The sequence below is a fragment of the Leptolyngbya sp. FACHB-1624 genome, assembly GCF_047649235.1.
In the GTDB taxonomy this organism is placed as follows: Bacteria; Cyanobacteriota; Cyanobacteriia; order Leptolyngbyales; family Leptolyngbyaceae; genus Leptolyngbya; species Leptolyngbya boryana.
This window is the reverse complement of the sequence record NZ_CP180258.1, coordinates 4,347,311-4,363,971: the sequence shown is the minus strand read 5'-3', so window position 1 is coordinate 4,363,971 and position 16,661 is coordinate 4,347,311. Positions and strand designations below refer to the sequence as shown.

11 protein-coding genes are annotated in these 16,661 nt (G+C 48.0%); 2 read left to right on the top strand and 9 right to left on the bottom strand.

What is annotated here, in order from left to right:
• Positions 1-2: 2 nt before the first annotated feature.
• Positions 3-1,232 carry a hypothetical protein gene (locus tag ACMUEV_RS20630; protein WP_190652907.1) on the bottom strand — a complete coding sequence of 410 codons (1,230 nt, stop codon included), beginning with the start codon at positions 1,230-1,232 and terminating at the stop codon, positions 3-5.
• 508 nt (positions 1,233-1,740) lie between these two features.
• Between ACMUEV_RS20630 and ACMUEV_RS20625 the strand changes: the two genes are divergently transcribed.
• Positions 1,741-2,526, top strand: a complete 786-nt coding sequence (locus ACMUEV_RS20625; protein ID WP_190652906.1) for a hypothetical protein — start codon at positions 1,741-1,743, stop codon at positions 2,524-2,526.
• Positions 2,527-2,591: 65 nt separating this feature from the next.
• Here ACMUEV_RS20625 and holA read toward each other — a convergent pair whose 3' ends face one another.
• The 8 genes from holA to drmA all read right to left on the bottom strand — a co-directional run bounded on the left by holA (position 2,592) and on the right by drmA (position 14,501).
• Entirely contained in the window at positions 2,592-3,539 is a 948-nt protein-coding gene (gene holA / locus ACMUEV_RS20620; RefSeq protein ID WP_190652905.1) for a DNA polymerase III subunit delta, read from the bottom strand.
• A gap of 85 nt (positions 3,540-3,624) precedes the next feature.
• Positions 3,625-5,004, bottom strand: coding sequence for a DNA polymerase III subunit gamma/tau (gene dnaX / locus ACMUEV_RS20615; protein ID WP_190652904.1), 1,380 nt, complete (start codon positions 5,002-5,004; stop codon positions 3,625-3,627).
• A 24-nt stretch (positions 5,005-5,028) separates the two neighbouring features.
• A complete protein-coding gene (dnaN, locus tag ACMUEV_RS20610) occupies positions 5,029-6,372 on the bottom strand; it encodes a DNA polymerase III subunit beta (RefSeq protein ID WP_190652903.1) in 1,344 nt (447 codons plus the stop codon).
• 44 nt (positions 6,373-6,416) lie between these two features.
• The gene (locus ACMUEV_RS20605) at positions 6,417-7,727 is read right to left on the bottom strand and encodes an ATP-dependent DNA helicase (RefSeq protein ID WP_190652902.1); all 1,311 of its coding nucleotides are present in this window, start codon (positions 7,725-7,727) and stop codon (positions 6,417-6,419) included.
• A 53-nt stretch (positions 7,728-7,780) separates the two neighbouring features.
• Positions 7,781-8,317, bottom strand: a complete 537-nt coding sequence (locus tag ACMUEV_RS20600; protein WP_190652901.1) for a hypothetical protein — start codon at positions 8,315-8,317, stop codon at positions 7,781-7,783.
• 87 nt (positions 8,318-8,404) lie between these two features.
• Complete coding sequence (gene drmC, locus ACMUEV_RS20595) at positions 8,405-9,208, bottom strand: DISARM system phospholipase D-like protein DrmC (RefSeq protein ID WP_242044718.1); 804 nt, start codon at positions 9,206-9,208, stop codon at positions 8,405-8,407.
• Positions 9,205-11,097 carry a DUF1998 domain-containing protein gene (gene drmB / locus ACMUEV_RS20590; protein ID WP_190652900.1) on the bottom strand — a complete coding sequence of 631 codons (1,893 nt, stop codon included), beginning with the start codon at positions 11,095-11,097 and terminating at the stop codon, positions 9,205-9,207. Before drmB ends, drmC begins: the two co-directional genes overlap by 4 nt.
• A complete protein-coding gene (gene drmA, locus ACMUEV_RS20585; protein ID WP_190652899.1) occupies positions 11,094-14,501 on the bottom strand; it encodes a DISARM system helicase DrmA in 3,408 nt (1,135 codons plus the stop codon). Before drmA ends, drmB begins: the two co-directional genes overlap by 4 nt.
• Positions 14,502-15,730: 1,229 nt before the next feature.
• Here drmA and ACMUEV_RS20580 point away from each other — a divergent pair.
• Positions 15,731-16,522, top strand: coding sequence for an IS5 family transposase (locus tag ACMUEV_RS20580; protein WP_415354614.1), 792 nt, complete (start codon positions 15,731-15,733; stop codon positions 16,520-16,522).
• Positions 16,523-16,661: the final 139 nt, after the last annotated feature.

The window sequence follows — 16,661 nt, the reverse complement described above, 5'->3', positions numbered from 1 at the left end:
CGCTAGTTGAACCAAGCCGCGAATCCGAAAAAGCGTCCACCAAATACAGATAGAAGTTGTTGCCAAACATTGGCATCGGTCTGCTTGCCCAGTTCCAGATAAGGCGCAGGTGCAGTTCCCTGTACCCAGAGTACTAAGTCTAAGTTGCGCGGCTGCGTAAACGCTTTGTTGAGATTGATCCCTCGAATTTCGCGGGAGCGCCAAAACGGAACGAGCTTTTTACCCGCTAACAGATCTTCCGATTCCCCCACGAAACTAATCCAGCTATCGATCATGGCTTGAGTCACAACAGCATTGGGAATCACACCCTTCTGCTTCGGATTCGGTAACCATTCTCGATCGTTATCTTTTTCTGCAACAATCAGTTTCCAAGAGTCGCGACTGAGTGTCAGCGTGGTTTGTAAATGCTGTAGTGCCGTCGTCAGTCGTTGCGGCTCTAGCAATGGAAAATTGATCAAATGAAAGAATGCGACCACATCGACGAGATCAAGATTATCCCCATACTGAAACACTTTTCGACCATCTGCAAGAAACGGATAAGGCGTTTGGGGTTTGGTAAACATTAAATGGGCGGTGGCATCAAATAATTGACGCTCATCGTAGGCAAGAACCGTTTCCCCGATCGCCGCTAACAAGTTGCAGTATCCCCGTAGCCAAGCCACATCTCCAGCATCAAAGTTAATCGTGAACGCTTTGGCAGCTTGCTCGGTCGCTCGAATTTCGGTGATGCGAGTGAGAACATTCCAAAATGATTCAGTCTTGTCAAGCTTGCCATCGCCATTAAAGTCCATGCGAGTCAATCCGATCCGCATCGGAAGTTTTATGGTTGGGTCTTGAATCGGGTCAAGTGTTGATCGAACTTTTGCAAGGTCGTTGAGCAACGTCTGAAGAATCTGCCGCGTCGCTTCGTAGGTAACAGGTTGGGGATTGGGGTTGGGCGGGACAGGTAAGCGCAAAATCGGGAAAAAGCTAGTCAGAGTATTTTGACGCAGTCCATAGCGGTAGAGTGACTGCATGAGTCGTTCGGTTCCGTCCATTAATTGCAGAACCCCGACCTTAAAGCGAGTGAGATCGTCGTTGGGCGTTTGTTGTAGTTTTGCCAGAAGCGCGGTTTCGCCTGCTTGGAACTTGCCATTGATGAGGTAAGATTCAAATTCTGGCGATTGTCCATGCGAAGCGAAGGGAAATGCAAAGGAAATAACTAACAGGATCAAACAGAGAAAGATTCGCATAAAAGCTCACCGATGATCTGAGAAGCAAGGATGCTTTGTTATAGCTGTGGTCGTTTCGCAAAACTGAAAAGATGTGCCAGTTAATCGATTGCGATGAAAGCCGTGTCATGTTTTTTTAACTTCTTCACCAACGTCTTGTGAGCGATCGTGGCTAAATTCCTGCTGGAGTATTGCAGAACAATAACGATTACAAAGATTCGAGAACCTGCGATCGTCGCCTAGCCAGGAGCGCTAAAATCGTGAGGCGAATCATCAAGGTATCAGATAGATCTAAGTAGTTGCGCGACCATTCTGTTATCTCCCGTCTCTGAAGCATGATTCATGCGTACCGCATTGCGTACCACTACTTCATCAATCTGGTTAATCAATCTGTAGCGTTGGGAACGGAGGCTCTGTGCGCGTGTCTTGCTGCGAGTTCTCCTGAGAAGTTTTGTGTCTGATTTACTGCTATTGACGTGCCTTAGTAAGTGACGACTTTGTTGGTGCGTTTTCCAGCTAAGGAGGGAATGTGCCGTTTGAGCTTTCACTAATTGACTTAGTATCGCCCTACGTCCTTCAAGGAGATACGTTTGGTCAGTGGCACGCGCTGTTATCCATCCTGCGCGTTGCAGAACATGAGATCGCGATCGATGAAAACGGAATCACGATTCGCGGCGTAGTCGATTTTGAAGGAAATTTGGCGCTAGATCCGACCAATATGTCGATCGTGGGGTCAAATGTAGAGAATCACCCGCAAACCGATGCATCCCGTCGCGATCCTTGGATTGATATTCGCGATGCAAAACTCGACTTTCAATTACTGGTTCCAAGAGTTGCCGCGCAAAAAGTCTCGACTGCGGTGGCAGCGATCGGAGCGGGGGGAAGCTTTGCCAATGCGGCTGCGGTGATCAATGCCTATGACACGAACCCAAACGATGCACCACCCTCGGACTATCCGACCACTGGATTTACGCTCGATCTGTTGCTGACAACCGTGGTGTTACGTCCGCCGTTTTTGCGGGGAGCGAAACGGGAAACCAACGGGCAATTAGTACCCGATCCACAACACGAACAGGTTTCGTTTACGCTCCCTCGGCTGAAATTTCGCTTACAGCAGGGATCTTTGAACAATGATCCGATCATTGCAGGATTGTTATCCGCAGGCGCAACGGGGCTAGACGATCCGGGCGCCCTTGGGGTTGCTGAATTGATCAAAATGGAGCCACCCTATGCGTTTATTGGATCTTCGCAGGTGTTGGGTGATGACAGGCAGTGGCATCACTTCATGACGGCGAATTATTGGCGAACCCGTTAGCAGCAAGCCCGTTGCATCGGTAGATCTGAGGGACAGCCATATCTATCTTTGATTCAGCCTCAGATCTACTGTCTCACTGCTATTTTTACTAAAACAGGAAGTATCACCTCGGGAAGTGCGCCCTGCTTGAGATGGTTTTCTAGACTAAATAGCTCAGCAACAGTCTGGGTTAGAAATTGAATTGAAATTTCCGAAACTTCTTGTCGCAGATAGTAGAGCCGCTTAGGGTTGCTAATACCGCAACAGTCAGCCAGTTCCGTATCTCTCAGAGGTGTTGCACTTGCTAAGGCACTTTTAACCCAGAGCCAAGTGCGAAACTGAGTGATTAAAGTTGCGAGAATCAGTAATGGTGCTTCCGATCTCAATAGCAATTGAGTGACTAAATTCACGACTTTCTGTGTGTTTCCAGTTCTAATACTTTCGGCAAGTTGTAACGCGCTACTTTGCGTATTAGGAACCAAGCATTTAGCATTGGCTAATGTTAAAGCCTTTCCATCCGCATAAGTAGACAATTTTGCAACTTCAGTATCGATCTGGGCACGATCATTTCCAATCGCTGTTGCCAAGTAAGAAATGACAGATTGTGAAAGACGTAGATTCTGCTGTTTGGCTTGAAGCGCGATCGCACCTTCAATCAAATCTGTCCGCCACGGTGGAATGGTGTCAAATTCTTGTAGCTTGCCTAACTTCAGCAACAGTTTCACGATCTTCAACCGTTTATCAATGCTATGTCCCGTAAACACCAAAATTGTTTGAGCAGGGAGAGCAAGATCTTGCAGAAGTTCAAAATGCCGCTCTGTAAACTGCTGAAACTGACAGTTCTCAACGAATACAAGTCGTCGATCATCAAATACAGGAACAGTCCGAGCGGTTGCGATCGCATCACTCAATTGTTTAGCAGGATAGGTATGAACATTGAATGTCAGCCAATCAGCATTCAGTCGCGCTTTCAATTTCGTAATCTGCTGCTGAATCTGGTACTGATCTTGACCAATGAGAAAAAATAATGGCATTGCAAGCGTCTCCGCGTGAAGAAACGTTCTCAACCCCTACCAAAATCAGAAGTTGAGAACGGGTGATGGAAATTCTCGCCAAGGTTCAAACAGCGGTAGCCGTGACTCGAAACATCACAGTTACGGCTTGCTTCGTTCTGGCACTCCGCTGAATCATTTGAGCGATCTTAAATTGATTCGCTTCAAACTTATTAAGCGCATTTGCATCGACGATTAGCACTGCATGACAACCATCAAAGCTCTGCAATTGCGCTTTCCGCAGGAGAGGTTTAGCATTATCCGGTGCATTCTCAATCACTGTCTGCCAGATTTTAGCGACTGAACTCTGTCTATTCCCGCTCTGCTGAGGGTGCTTGGATAGTGACGGAATCGCTGCTGATTCGTTTGGAATCAAGTTCAGCAAACAGACTTCTAACCAGATTTGAGCATTCGGACTGACTCGAAGTTGCCCTTCGCTGGTCTGAAGTTGTGCCAGTGCTGCTCGAATTTGGGCATGGCTCCAACGTTGTGCGACAGCATCGAGATGTTTTCTGCTGATTGAACTGGTGAGCAAGGTCGATTGCTGAACATCTGCCTGCACGATCAATAAGTCCCGATAAACCTGAAGCAAACTGTTGAGAATCAACCTGGGTGATTTGCCGCTATCGATCAAGTGACGAGCCGTTTGTAGTAATGCGAAAGTGTCCTGTTGCGCGATTGCATCGATCATCTGCAATAAATCTGCTTCAATCAAGCCACCTGCCATTTCAATAATTTGGCTTGCGGTTACTTCATCGTCCAGTAATCGAGCTTGGGAAAGTAATTGAAGCGCGTCACGTAATCCACCTTCGCATAATCGCGCGATCTCAACTAAGGCTTCATCTTGAACCCGGATCGCTTCTTGGTCAGCAATCGATCGCAGATGTTTGACGATCGTTTTCACCGACAGCGCCCGAAATTCAAACCGTTGACATCGACTTGTGATTGTCGGTAAAACCTTATGGGCTTCAGTGGTACACAAAACGAAGACAACATGATTTGGTGGCTCCTCAATGCACTTGAGTAAAGCGTTTTGTGCCTGAGAAGTGAGCATCTGAGCCTCATCCAACAAAATAACTCGGTATCTTCCCAAAACAGGTGCAAGATTCACTCGTTGCGTCAGTTCTCGTGCATCATCTACGCCGTTATGAGAAGCTGCATCAATTTCAGTCACATCTAGACTATTGCTGACTTCGATCGAGCGACAAGATTGACATTCGCCACAAGGGGTCAGGGTTGGACGATCGTCGCTCAAACAATTGAGAGATTTGGCAAAAATGCGGGCAGTGCTGGTTTTGCCTGTGCCTCTGGGTCCGGTGAACAAGTAAGCAGGGGCAATGCGTTGGAGTACGATCGCGTTTCGCAGTGTTCGTTGAGTGTAAACTTGTCCGACCAAATCATCGAGTGTTTGGGGGCGATAAGCTAAATGCAATGCAGTATTCTTCATCGTTCTAAATTCTGTAGAAATTGATTATGAGGCATTGGATTGAACGTCGCCCACTTCATCAAGGTTGCACATGGGCATGAGAAAGTAAGTTGCAGTCATGTCGAGTTCAGGAATCTCAAAATCTCCTGTGGATTCGACTTTCGCAGGCGTATGGGGTTTACTCATCACCAGCTTGAGTGCAGAACTACTCATCGCTTTGAGAATATTCATCAGATATTGCAGGTTGAACCGAATCTCGAACCCTTCTAGTTCTTCTGGGACTTCAGTATCCATAATCTGTTTGCCTTTGCCATACTCTCGCTCGATCAGCAACTCAATTTTCTGTGCTTCATGGTTGAAAGTGAACTTCACGCCTTTCGCTTTCTTGTCGGTCAGTGCGGAAAGCCGCTCTAGTCGGGTCATGAGAGCGTAACGGTTAATTGTGATCGTGGTATCGAACTCGTATCGATCGAGCAATGCTAAACAATCTGGATAGACTTCTTCAAGACACTGACAAACAATTTGCTTTGAGATCCCAGATGCTGCGATAGTGAACTGCACTCGCTTTGCAGCATTTTCTTCTACACGATCGACTGCAATTTGAAGTTGGGTTTCAGCCTCAACTTTATCCACAGTTCTAGCTAACTCTTTGATCGCTCGACTGGGAACCACCAGAGAACTGATCAACTCCGATCTCTGTTTCCGCTTGCGTCTACCGATCCCGTCCGTTTCCAGATTCACAAACGCAACTTGATGTCCATCGGTTGCCGTACAACAGAGCGTCCCTGCATTCAATTGCCATTCAATGCCAGTCAGAATACGTTTCGATTCATCAGTGCTAACGGCAAACAGAACGCCTTTCAATCCAACTTGTACCACTTTCGCAGGAAGAGAAACAGGTGAACTCTGAACGTGAAGAATCTCTGGAAATTCTTCTGCGCTCATACCGCGAATTTCGGTTGTACCGCCTTGCCGATCCTGAAGCGTTGCTGTGAGCTTGTTTCCAGATTCCATCGATTCCAGTGTTAAATATCCAACCGGACATTTGCTCACCACGGCACTCAGGACTTCTGCGGGAAGTGCGATCGCCCCCGCGTGTTCTACTGTTGCTTCAATTCTGGCAGAGAGATTGATCGCCATATCTGAGGTTGTCAGCGTTAATTGCTGCGTCTCCTGCTCGGCAACAACTAAGACATTTGCCAGCACTGGATGAAGTGGCTTACTGGGCACGACAGCTTTAACAAACGCGAGTGCTTCACTCAAGCTAATTTGCCCAACGGTCAGCTTCATCCCGATTTGTGGTGGTTTTGCTCGACGAGTGGAGCGTTTCCGCTTCGATTTAGACTGCGCTTCCGCGATCTCATTGATCGGTGTTTGTGTCGTTGTCATATTGAAAAATTGATTATAAAAGTCTTGCATTCGTGGCGGTAGCCTCACGACTTTGTGACCAAAACTCTTCGTTGTGCTCGACTTGCTCCTACGTAAAACAGCCGATTGTATTCCCGAATGCCAGCCTTTGTGCCATCTAATCGCTTCTGCAAATCGACTCCATCAAGTCCCACTTCCTCAAAGGTGCTACCTTGGGCATTGTGAACGGTGAGTGCAAAGCAGGGGCGAATCTGAGCAAAGATTTCAAGCTGCCGATAGTATTTGCGCCACAAATAAGGATTTTGTTTGGCGTTTTGCAGCGATCTCTCTACCTCATGCTCAAATCGAGCTTGCTCATCTTCGTGCAGAACATAGATTTGGCGCTGGCTATCGTAGCCTTCAGGCAGCACCGTCAAACACCAAGCGCGGTATCCCTCATGCGATCTCTCCTCGATTTTAGCGATCGTGAATTCGATCGAAGTCGGTAGCGCGATCGTTTTTCCGTCGGGTGCGATTGCGCTAGCTAACGTAATCATTCGCTCGTTCAGAACGAATCGAGGTGCATCCTTACCATACAAGTGTTCACGGATCACGGCGTTGTAATGAGCAACGCGCCTGTTGGTCCAGCACAAGATTCGGAATCGATTGGGGTTGGACTCGAAATTCGTCGATCGCTGACAGGCATATTTCAGCAGAGTCGTCGGATGAACCAGCAACATTCCACTTTCGCGCTTCTCGGTTGTCTGTTGTACAGGTTGAAAGGGTATTTGTTGCTGAATGGCAGAACGGCACTGCTTGAGAACCGTGAGTAACGGATTATTCGCACCTTGTCGGACAACCTGAGTTAACGTCATTCGATTGGAAATGCTGAAGCTGGGCGATCTCCCCTCATTAATCGGATTTAATTGAGCTGGATCGCCCATCAAAATCAGTTTCGTTTGTGCCCAAGTCTGCTCAATCGATTGCCTAATCCAATGCCAGAGAGTTTGATTGATCATCGAGCATTCATCAATCACAGCGAGATTAAAGCGTTCAAGATGAGAAGCACTGGTACGCTCTAGCTGTTTTCCGCTCCAATTGGCCACGCTCAACCCCAAGAGTTGATGAATGGTCATGCACTCTACACGCAATGCTTGCTCAGCTGCCATGCGTTTCAGGACACTCGTTGCTTTATTCGTTGGTGCAGTGAGAACAACTTTCTGCTGATGATTGACTACAAGATCCTGAATGATTTGAACGATCGTGGTACTCTTTCCGGTTCCTGGATAGCCTGCGAGGAGAAACTGTTTCTGATCAGGGTTTGCTAAAAATGCTTGAATCGCTTGAACGGCTTGCCGTTGCTGCTTGGTGAGAGCGATCTCAGTATCTAGAGCCAAAGGTTTGCCTCAATTCATCAAGTCTATTGAGGCGGTAGCGATTTTTGCTCAGGCTATTCGTCGTCTAAATCCAGCAGGTCTGGATCAATAAAATCCAGCACGTTCACATCGACCCTATGCGGTTTGGGTTGATTTTTGACAATGAGTTTGTATTTTTGAGCATCGGCTGTCGGAATTGGTTTTGAGACAGGTGGAGCATGTTTCGCCTGTCTGGGAGCAGGTGGGTTAGGAGTGTTCTGTTGTGCGAGTTGAAGGATTAGGCGGCGAACTGCGATCGCAATATCCCCACTCACAATCACCAACCACTGCACATCGTTCCAGTTCTGAATCTGCTCCATCTGATTCACTTGAGTTAGGACAACTTTACCTGACTGAATGACTGGAATATATGCCGTTGCTCCTTGAACGGGGCGATTGAGCCAAAATTCGACGACAGGAACACGATCATCCTGCTCTAACTTTGCGTATTGGCGAGAAGATGCTCGGCGAGACAAAACAATTTGGCAGTCCCAGATTGGCAATATCTGCCCGTTAATCAGAAGCATTTGACCTGGTATTAACCACCCAATGCGGCTAGAAGATTTAGGCATAGACTATACCTAATGCGCCAAAATCTCATTCTAAAGATGATCTGCATGTAGATAGACAGTTTGTACTAATCTTAATAATGCTAACGCTCATAGTCCCGGAACTCTATGAAGGATCTGTTGGGCAACCAACATTTCAAATTGGGATCGAATGGCTCTGGCTGCAACCCGATCAGCAATCAAAACACCTGCTTCAATATTTCGTTGATGGGCAGCTTCGGTAAAATTAGCTGAGGTAATGAAAACTCGTGCTTCATCTACAACGACGCATTTAGCGTGCAGACAGGCATTAGAATAGCTGGATGACTCAAGCGATCTAGGATCGTGGAAAACTTCTGGTAATCGCTGCCCCGCCCAGATGTGTTTGCGGAAATGCTCCGAAAACTGCCTTAGCAAAGTAGCAGTGGGAGTTGTATCATTGCGCTGACGTTTCACGTTGAGGAACAAACGGACACTTAAACCTGGAGTCGCATCCATTCGATTTGCTAAAGGGCGAAATAGTTCTTTTCCCTTAGCACCTGGGTCGATCGCAAAACTAGAAATGAGAACACTGTGAGTCGCAGTACTCAATAGCTCCCGAACAACGACTGCTGTATCTCGACTTTCTGTTCCAGTGACTTCCGGTCCCGTCCAGACTAAATCGATTTGTTCTTGTTTTTGTTGAGCGATCGTTCGCTCTTGCGCCAGCAGTTTGAGCAGATATCCCATGTGCGCTGAACTCATCCCTTGTTGGCGTAACTTGTTTAATTCGGCTGCAATCGCGGCAGCTAATTCTTCTGGAACATAGTTTGCTAGGGAGAATGAGTAGACTGGAAAGCTAAGCCGTTCTGTTTCCAATGCGATCGCTAGGTCACTCAATGCAGGACGGCTCAAATTGAGCAGAGGCGACATCATTGCAATGTATCTGGGAAAAATGCTGCTCCCAGCCCCGCAACGGTATTCACAACTAGCGCTCGATCTAACATTTCATTGCGACGTTCGCAGGACGTTTCGGCAATCAAGAGACAGCCATGACAGGCAGCACCATGTAGCAATCGATCTTCTTGAGCATCATCCGGTTGATGCTGGGCACAAACCGGATCATTCGAGCATAATCGTCCATATTCCAGTGCTTTTCCGAGATGATACTCGATGCGCCTACCGACTTCGACAAGCCCACCGAGTGTTCCTTCTGAACCAGATGTTCCAGTGTGAAGCAGAATCCCATAGCCGATGTCATCGAAGGCGTAGATCCGCTCCCGAATCGAACTCGACGCATAGCCACAATCTAAGGAAACTGCTGTAATCAGTAGATGTGAGAGGGAGTGCAGCATGATGTAAGCCGCTCCCGGAAATTTTGCTTTATCCCGTGGAATGCCTCTTGTATCAAGCCATTTTGTAAATCCTTGCTCTAGTGATCGCGTGCGTGTCTTCACTTCGGGACGTTTGAGCCATTGATGAATGGTTTCTCTTTTGATGCTGATGAACACTCCTTCGCCTAAATGCTCAATCGCAGGAACCCAATTTTGCTCAAAGTCTAGATTTGCTCGGCGAATATTGATGGCTAGATCGTCGATTTCTCCTTCAATATTCGGCATTGCCGCTTCAAATCGCGTAAAGCCAATCAGTGCAGAGACTTCTCGGAGGCGATGAACGAGAACAACTCGATCAATCGTCGATCTCCATGTCGTATCGAGCGTATCTAGACGACGAGAATAGCCTTGAAACTCTTTATCATCCGCAGGGGCTTCTTTTCCCATTTCTTCAGGGCAAGTGAGTAAGGCTTCGAGTTCGACTTGTTTGATACTTTTTTCTAGGGTTGCGAGTCCACTTTTACGACGCTGAATTTCTGCCCAAACGGGATCTGAACCGAAGCTAGCAAGGTCAGAGAACTTGGGTTTTTTGAGCTCTTTCTGGATGTCTGCAATGTCTTCGGCATACTGCAAATCTTCCAAGTAAAAGCGATCAACCGCTCGTTTAAGCTCGGCATCCTGATCAGGCATCGAGATAACGCTCAAGATTTGAGTAAAGTAGGCATTACTGGCAGAGCGTACCAGTAAACGATTGAATTCTGGCTGGTTGGTTTCAACAATATCGCCTGCTTGATTGATTTTGTGACCTCGACAAGTTTCTCTACCTCGTGGTCCCAACCAAGGGCGATATCCTTGGCATTCTCCTAGAACTTTAGAATCTTTTAGTTTGGCTTCAGAAAGTGGGCGACGTGCCTTGCACTCACAGCGTACAAAAATCTCTTCAAAATCGTTTCCAGAACCGCCCTCATCCAACCAAAGTTGTTGGCGACAAGTTGTATTGAAATCCTTGTGAGCAAAAGCGTACCAATTAATATCGCTGAGATGACCGTTCGTGCAAGCTTGCACAAATCGCACTGGAACTGCCTGGGTTTGTTTTCCCTCAAACTTTAAACCATCTTTGACGGCGCTCCAGGTGACTAAAGGACGAGTGCGATAGATTTTGCCGTTTACTTCATTCGTTCGATCGACTTGTGCCAAGAACCAGGTGGGAAACACAAACGCATCGATCCCAGTGATTGCTGCCTGTGGGTCATTCGATTGTTGCGGGGGTGTGTAAAGCTGAATGTCATGCCCATCTGCGAGTTGTAGGCTTTTTGCAACTTTGTAGCGCAATCGATCTTCGCGAATGGGTCGGCGATCTCCTTTCCAATAATTCAACCCAGAAATGACCACTGAACGAGTGGGCAAATCGACCATTGAACCCGGACCAAAGGTGGTCAGGACTTGGCTTTGGCGGAGTTCGCCGCTTGGTTTTGCTTTGCGTTTCTTCATTCGATCTCGTCCTCCACATCCATGCCGTAGGGATCACGAACCCACAAATTAACTGTTGCTTCAACGTCCCGTAGACTTCGGTAAGCTTTGAATTTTTGCCGTTCTAAAGGTTCTTTTGCCGCATCTGGATTGAGCGCATCCAGCAACAATGCAGGCGCTAGGTCTGTTTCTTTTTGGTATTGCAGTCGCTTGTCGCGATCAGCGATTTGTTCCCAAGTATCGATCAAATCCAGCACCCTTGCTCGGACTTGTTGCCGCAACACACTGGTTGCTGTGACATCTAGATCTGGGCTATGCGCCTCCGCCCGCGATGCGATCATTTCCATTACCGCATCGATTTCGGTTCGCCGGTTGCTGATATTTGAGGCTCCTAAAGGTGCAGTCATTTCAGGAATGCCGAGGCGAGCTAGAGTGACCACAATTCCTGCTAATCCTCGATCTAATGCTCGTGGCGAGAAGGGTGTAACGCTAGTTGCTTCGACGGCACGGTAGAAACTGTTATGCCAGCTTTGGAAGCGTTCATAGTGAGAGCGATCGCGGGGGCGATGAATGTTGAGCAGTGTCACCACTAAGCCTGGGCGTTTTGGATCTCGACCGACGCGACTGGTTGCCTGAATGTATTCCGCAGCAGTTTTAGGTTGTCCCAATACAACCATCAAACCTAACCGCACAATGTCGAGACCGACAGAAATCATGTTGGTGGCGAGGGCAACATCGACCCGCTCATCTTCATGAAAGGGAAGGGCGAGCCGGCGCTTTGTGTTCGCGACTTTGTTCGTACTCACCCGCGAAGTGAGTTCTTCTGGCTCGTCATCAATTTTGCGGGTTAGAAAGGGTCCAACTAACTCGCCGTGGCGCAAGCGATCGCCGTATTTGCTCAGTCGAGAACTCACTTCATCCTCAACAATGCGACGACTTCCCCCTAATTCACGCAGCGAGTTGAAGTACCCTAGCAGGGTCATGTAAGGATCAGCCGGATTGTCTTTATTGCGCTTTCCGCCTTGCTCTTCATACTGTTTGTAAGCGGATGCCATCAATGCTAAGTAGGTTCTGAGTAGTACAACCTTTAAGCTTCGCCCTTGAGCAGCGATTCCCAAGTATAGCCGCCCAGGAGCACTAAAATCGGTTTTAGCGAAAAACGAATCATGACGATCGGGACTCGGTGGCGGGAAGATATCGACGTGGCTGCGACCAAAGAGGGCTTGAATTTGACGGCTGGCGCGGCGTACTGTTGCGGTCGATGCGATGATTTTAGGGCGAATCAGCTTGCCGTTTTCAGTGTAGGAACAGAGGGTATCGATCGCAGTTTCATACAGGCCAACCATTGTGCCTAACGGACCTGAAATTAGATGCAATTCGTCTTGAATCACGAGATCGGGTGGTGGTAGGTAGCTCGTTAAGGGCTTACCTGCGATCACTGGATCTCCAGCACTATAAAACCCTTCGTCAGGTTTGCCTTGTTCCTCATAGTGAGTGACGCGCCCGAAAAGCGCTCCAGTCTGACCCACCCAAGGCAGTGCTGCAAACTTATCGACAGTTGCAATCATGAAACAGGGCAATCGGCGATAGATGGGTTCATCGACTGCGAGGATTGGCAAGGGGTTCCGGCTGCGGAAGTCACACCCTCGACCAACACAAACTACTGTGAGATTTTTGGGCGTATCCTCGTTGGGATGGAGTTGAAAGGAGTTCACTGAAAACTTCTCTCCGCACCAAGGACAGCGCTCTAAAGGAATCGGAGAAGGCTTACTTTTACTATCGCGTTTGAAAGCTAAGGTGCGTTCACGAGCGGAGTATTCATCTTTATCGCCACGTTTGCCCATTTTGTTCGGCGTTGCGCCTTGACCCACCCACAGCCCAATCTCAAATTGCCATTTCCCCAGTTTATGAGGATCTTTTTGGCGCTCTAGTTCTAGGGCACAGATGAGACGCGCTGCCCGTTCTAATTGATCCAAGGTGAGCAGTCGTAGAGTGTAACGCATCAATACGCTCATGCCTGCCGATCGAATGCCGGGATACTTCAATCGACGCAGGACTAAGGTAAAAGCTGCCAGTCCCAGGTATGCCTCGGTTTTACCGCCGCCTGTGGGGAAGAACAATAGATCAACGAACTTACGATCGTCATGAGTCGGATCAGTAATACTCACCAAATTCAGCAGAATGAAGGCAATTTGGAAGGGTCGCCATTCCGGTGAATCAAAGCTTTCCGGTGGCTTGCCTATGTCTTGACTCAGCTGGCGACGACGGGCGATCGCAACGGCGCGATTCGCAATCCGAAACGCTTCAAGCACATTGGCATCATCGAGGGCATTCAGTCCGGATTCGATACGATCGCAAATTCGACGGGCATCGCTCAGTAGGGTTTGAGCGACGTTTTGGGCTTGGAGAGGCTGAATTGGCGTGTTAAGTTGAGCCGTAATCCACAGCCGATATTCGCTCACCATTGGACTGAGCATCTGGCGAATCTGGTCTGCACTTTCCGCATCGGCTAGTGCTTCCATGCTGAGTTGCACGTTTGGAATGGTGGCAGGCACGACTCTCGGAACATTGGCGATCGGAATCCAAGTGGTACAAACCTCGGTGCAATGGTCTTGGTCATGATGGTGAACAAGGGTAGAGACGTTGTGACCGACTGCAAACTCATAATCGTGGCGGTATTGCAAATTTGCAATCACTTCATCTGGGTCGTTGCTATCCAGACCTCGCAAATCAGAACGTGGAACAAATCCTTCTTGGCACTGCACAATCAAGCAAGTTTGAAAGGCAAAGGTTGTGTCTTTCTCGGTCAGTTGGCTTTGTCGGTAGTTGACAAGAAAGATCGAGACAGAGCGAGTTCCTGCCTGGAAACGGGGATCATGAACGGGACGACAGTTGACGACTAGCGTTAAGCCGCTCCCACCTGGAATTTCGATGTCAAAGGAGTCTGCGGCGGAGTCGATCGAGACAAGCAGGTTTGCAGTTTGAGGAATTCGCTGCCAGCCTGTGGATTTACGCTTTTTTGACTCGTCTTGCGTTTCAGAACGTTCAGGGTCGAGTTCGATCGGACGATAGTCTCCCCAGTGAATCGTGGTTCTGAGTTCTTTGGTTTGGTCAGAAATGAGAAAGCTTAATCCCATTGAAGAGGGGAATAATGCCTTACGAGCCGAAGCTTTCTCTGGAGCTTGGCTATCTTCACTCGATTCACTGTCTGCGATTTCGTCTAATTCTGTATCGCCTTCGTCATCAGAGCGATTGTCGGGACGAGTGCCAAACGGGGCTAAGAATCCCGTGAGATACCATTTTGTTGGGGCTTCGGTGAGGATTTCTTCGGCGCGATCGAGATCGTCGGGTTTCGGTCCAACGAGGTCAAGCTGGAGAGCATCGACGAGGGTAGTACGAATTTCGGCAGTCGTGGAATGGGGCATGTAAGAACTCCGAAGTAACTCGTATGCTTCGAGCGAGTCACTGTCTCTAAGGATACTCCTAAGCTCATTTTGTTGCATCAGAAAAGTTGCTAAATTTGATGCGCTAAGCATTGAGACTTAGAGAAGGATAGTGGTTTTGATTGAGATTCTGTCTCTGCACTTCGACCCATCACTTTTCTGAAAACTGTGCAGCTCCCAATCTGTGAACGGTCAAAATCAATGGTGGGAAGACTGAGAAGAAATCTGAACGAAGCACTGAATAATGGCTTATTCAAGGAATTGTGTCTATTGCGGTCAACTTATCATCATGTCTGAGGTTGAGCAAGGCAGGTGGCAACCGTGGGAGCCTGATGGCAGCGGACGACACCAGTGTGGATCAGGACACACAACTTCTTCTATACGAATCAGCAACCCAGAAACTCGGTTAAGCCCCTGTCCTTGGTGCAATCATCCGGTCTACTATCACACGAACGGATATGGTGACTCAGTTTATTTCGATGAACTTGGCATTCCTTGGAAAATTCATCCGTGCTGGCAGCAGTACTGGGAGTCTCAAAGTGTCGGACAGAAGGAGTTCGATCGACAATGGCAGTTTCGAGTTCAAGAAGAGCGGAAACACCGCAAACTGCTTCGAGTGATCGAAACGGTCATCCTGGAAATATACAGATCTCAAACTAATATGAGTCCTGAGATATTTGAGATCAAAATTGCAAATACCCTGCATCTCAATCCTAGGCAATTTAGACAAGAGTATGGAGGTGTTTACCAGCTTGAGCTGAGGGCGATTCAAATCCGAGGGTTCCAGTTGCCCTCGCAAACACGTAAGAAAAAAACTAAACGCGCGGAACCCTCACCCACTCCCACAAAAAAGAAGAAAAAGCCTACTTCCGGTGAAAAGATGGTGAACTGTTCATATTGCCGCACCGCTGTTCGAGCTAGTCTGTTGAATCGTCATCTTCTCAACGCGCATCAAATTGACGTGTCAACAACATCTGTTCTACCTGAAATTCAACCACTGAGAAACGAGGTTGGATGTCCATACTGCTATCATGTTCAACCCAAATCTTTTTTGTCAAAGCACATTCAAAAATGGCATCGAACAAGGTCAAAATCAGACCTGTCAATTGGAAAAAAACCTAAGAGGATGTTTTAAAAGACAATTGAGGCTGTAAAAAAGCTCTCCGGTCATAAGCTGTAAATACGTAAAAGCACAGCACCGAGAGAGCTACATGAGTAAATCGTATCCCAGTAACCTCACTCCTGCCCAATATGAATTGTTGAGCGACCTGCTACCTGATGCAAAACCAGGGGGACGACCGCGAGAAGTAGACTTATGGGACATTCTCAATGCAATTTTTTATGTTTTAGTCGAAGGAGTGCGGTGGCGAGCGTTACCTGGAGATTTTCCAGCTTGGCAAACGGTCTACACTTACTTTCGTAATTGGCGTAAGGATGGAACCTGGTTGAGCATTCACGACCGTCTCTATCGCTGCATCCGCATCGAAGTCGGGCGCTCTCCGAGCCCATCTGAAGCAATTGTCGATAGCCAAAGCGTGAAAAGTGCGGCAGGAGTGCATGCAGCAATCGGATTTGATGCAGGTAAGGTGATCAAAGGGCGCAAGCGATTCATCACGGTCGATACGCTGGGATTGATCTTACGGGTCTTTGTCACTGCTGCCAGCACCCCAGAACGCGCCGGCGGCAAAACTGTCCTCCAGCGGGTGCGACAACGCGGGAAAGCCGTGTCTCGTCTACACACGATTTGGGTGGATGGCGGCTTCGATGGCTTTCCCTTTATGCACTGGGTGGTCACCATCTGTCGTTGGATTGTCCAAGTGGTCTTACGCCCGGAACAAACCAAAGGCTTTGTCCTGCTCAAAAAGCGATGGGTGGTGGAACGAACTCTGGGCTGGCTGATGCACTGTCGTCGCTTAGTTCGGGATTATGAGTTACTTCCAGAAACTTCAGAGACTTGGATTTACTTAGCAATGATTCGGATCATGGTTAGGAGATTGGCATAAAATTTGACCGACTCCGACTTTTAAAACACCCTCTAAGCCACTTCCCGTATGTCCGTGCTGCTTGAAAGCCGTTCATGACTTTAGGAAACATGTAAATGAGCAACATTCTGACCGAATATAATGATGTCTACCGGAGGAT